We start from the raw sequence: 2,290 nt of genomic DNA on the forward strand, positions 1-2,290 counted from the left end.
ACCTCCTCAATTTTCGCGATAACTTCGGGCGTAACGATCAAGTTCTTTGCGTTCAGGATGTCATAGACATTTATGCTCGCAACGTTGATGCACTTTGCGCCGGGAATGTTGCTCACGGACTTCGTAACGTTCAGGCCGTTGTTGTGGTAGATCACTAAGGTCTTGCCCACGCCCAGAGCGTTGAACAGAGTCTTGACCGACTTGGTTGACGGCTTCTCGATCGCGTCAAAGCCCTTCACCACACACATAAGCTCTTCACGAACTTTGTCGGACAGCACGCACTTCAACGCAAGCTGACGGACTTTCTTGTTCACCTTCTGGTGATAGTCGCGGGGATGCGGACCATGTGCTACACCACCGTGTACCCAGATCGGCGAGCGGGTGCTTCCCTGACGAGCGCGGCCGGTGTGCTTCTGCCTCCACGGCTTTTTGCCTCCGCCGGAAACGTCTCCGCGCGTCTTGGTGCTGGCTGTTCCCTGACGGCAATTCGCGAGGTGAGCAACTACTACCTGATGAATCGCGGCCATGTGTACGGGAACGTCAAAAATCTCTGCCGGTAATTCCATCTCTCCGGCTCTGTCTCCGTTGAACTCGTATACTTTTACGAACGGCATAGTATTTTCTTCCCCCTTTATGCTTTCTTGTAGAGGGCAAGCAGGCTGTTTTTCGCGCCTGGTACTGCACCTTTCAACAGAACTAGATTATTCTCAACGTCAACGGCCATCACAGTAAGATTCTTCACCGTAACCTTATCGCTCCCCATGTGTCCGGGCATTCTCTTGCCGGGAAACACGCGCCCCGGATACGAGATAGCTCCGCTTGAGCCTCCGTGCCTGTGCTCGACCGATGTACCATGACTGAACTGCTGACCTCCGAAGTGATGACGCTTCATTACGCCCGCGAAACCTTTACCTTTGGAGATGCCCTTAACGTTGACCTTCTCTCCGGCTTCGAACAGGTCTGCTTTTATCTCTTGGCCGACCTCGTAACCTTTCACGTCATCGAGTCTAAATTCCCGAAGTGTCTTCTTGGGTTCGAGCTTCAACTTCTCGAACATTACCTTTTGCGGCTTGGACAGCTTGTGAGGCTTCACAGCCCCAAAGCCGAGAAGAACGGCGGAATACCCGTTCTGTTCAGGGGTGCGCAGAGCAACTACAGAGCACGGCCCCGCAAGGACGACCGTAACTGCTACGGCCTGTCCTTCGGAGTCATAAATCTGTGTCATTCCGAGCTTCTTCCCCAGAATCCCAATTGGCATTACTTTTTGTCTCCTTACATCTCAAATTTGTGGGGTAAATTAGAATCCCAATTGACCTGTGCTTTCTTCGTGCATTACCCACGAAAGATTCTTAAGAAGTTTGATTGCGTAACAACCCTTATTCTTAAAGGCATAGCCAGTCTGCCCCTACTGTATAGCCCCTGAAGGGACACAACATTACTTCTGCTAGAATTTTATCTGTATGTCTACTCCTGATGCTAAGTTCAGCTGCATCAAGGCATCCATAGTCTTTTGTGTCGGGTCAATAATATCGATTAACCTTTTGTGCGTCCTCATCTCGAACTGCTCGCGAGCGTCCTTGTCCTTGTGGGGGGATTTCAGGATCGTTATTCTCCCTACCTCCGTAGGCAGGGGAATAGGTCCTGAAACCCGCGCACCAGTTGACTGGGCAGTCTCCGCGATCTGAGCCGCTGATGTATCAAGCACTCGGTGGTCAAACGACTTTAATCTAATGCGGATTTTGCGTGCCATGATGATTACTCGATTATCTGGGTTACAACTCCCGCACCGACCGTGTGGCCGCCTTCACGTACTGCGAAGCGCAGACCTTCCTCCATTGCTATGGGCACAATGAGTTCAACCTCAAACGTTGCGTTATCGCCGGGCATGACCATTTCTACGCCCTCAGGCAGCTTGATGTTGCCGGTAACGTCCGTTGTCCTGAAGTAGAACTGCGGCTTGTACCCTGCGAAGAACGGTGTATGACGTCCGCCCTCTTCCTTCTTGAGGACGTAAACCTCGCTCTTGAACTTCGTGTGCGGAGTAACTGTGCCGGGCTTGGCCAAGACCTGGCCGCGCTCAACGTCGCCCTTGTCGATGCCGCGAAGAAGTACGCCTACGTTATCGCCAGCCTCTGCGCTGTCAAGAATCTTCCTGAACATTTCGAGGGAGGTTGCTACGGTATTCTGTGTGTCTCTCTTCATGCCGATGATCTCGACGGGCTCGCCTGCGTTGATCTTGCCGCGCTCATCTCTGCCCGTTACGACTGTGCAGCGTCCCGAAATCGTGAAC

Annotated in this window: 4 protein-coding genes; all 4 read right to left on the bottom strand. The window is 52.4% G+C overall.

Translation table 11 applies throughout. The features are described from left to right. Positions 1-614 (bottom strand): 50S ribosomal protein L4 (rplD, locus tag IJT02_00465; GenBank protein ID MBQ7543394.1); only part of this gene is annotated, 614 nt, incomplete at its 3' end. Positions 615-631: 17 nt separating this feature from the next. Next, positions 632-1,258 (bottom strand): 50S ribosomal protein L3, encoded by a 627-nt coding sequence (rplC, locus tag IJT02_00470; protein ID MBQ7543395.1) that lies wholly within the window; start codon positions 1,256-1,258, stop codon positions 632-634. A gap of 186 nt (positions 1,259-1,444) precedes the next feature. Next, on the bottom strand, positions 1,445-1,750 hold the full coding sequence (gene rpsJ, locus IJT02_00475; protein ID MBQ7543396.1) for a 30S ribosomal protein S10: 306 nt from the start codon (positions 1,748-1,750) through the stop codon (positions 1,445-1,447). Positions 1,751-1,755: 5 nt separating this feature from the next. Continuing rightward, positions 1,756-2,290 (bottom strand): elongation factor Tu (gene tuf / locus IJT02_00480; protein MBQ7543397.1); only part of this gene is annotated, 535 nt, incomplete at its 5' end.

It is taken from the genome of Synergistaceae bacterium (assembly GCA_017450125.1).
Classification (GTDB): domain Bacteria; phylum Synergistota; class Synergistia; order Synergistales; family Aminobacteriaceae; genus JAFUXM01.

Bases quoted from the DNA above. Each gene is read 5' to 3' on its own strand.
- rpsJ (MBQ7543396.1), bottom strand. From the start codon at position 1,750: ATGGCACGCAAAATCCGCATTAGATTAAAGTCGTTTGACCACCGAGTG.
- rplC (MBQ7543395.1), bottom strand. From the start codon at position 1,258: ATGCCAATTGGGATTCTGGGGAAGAAGCTCGGAATGACACAGATTTAT.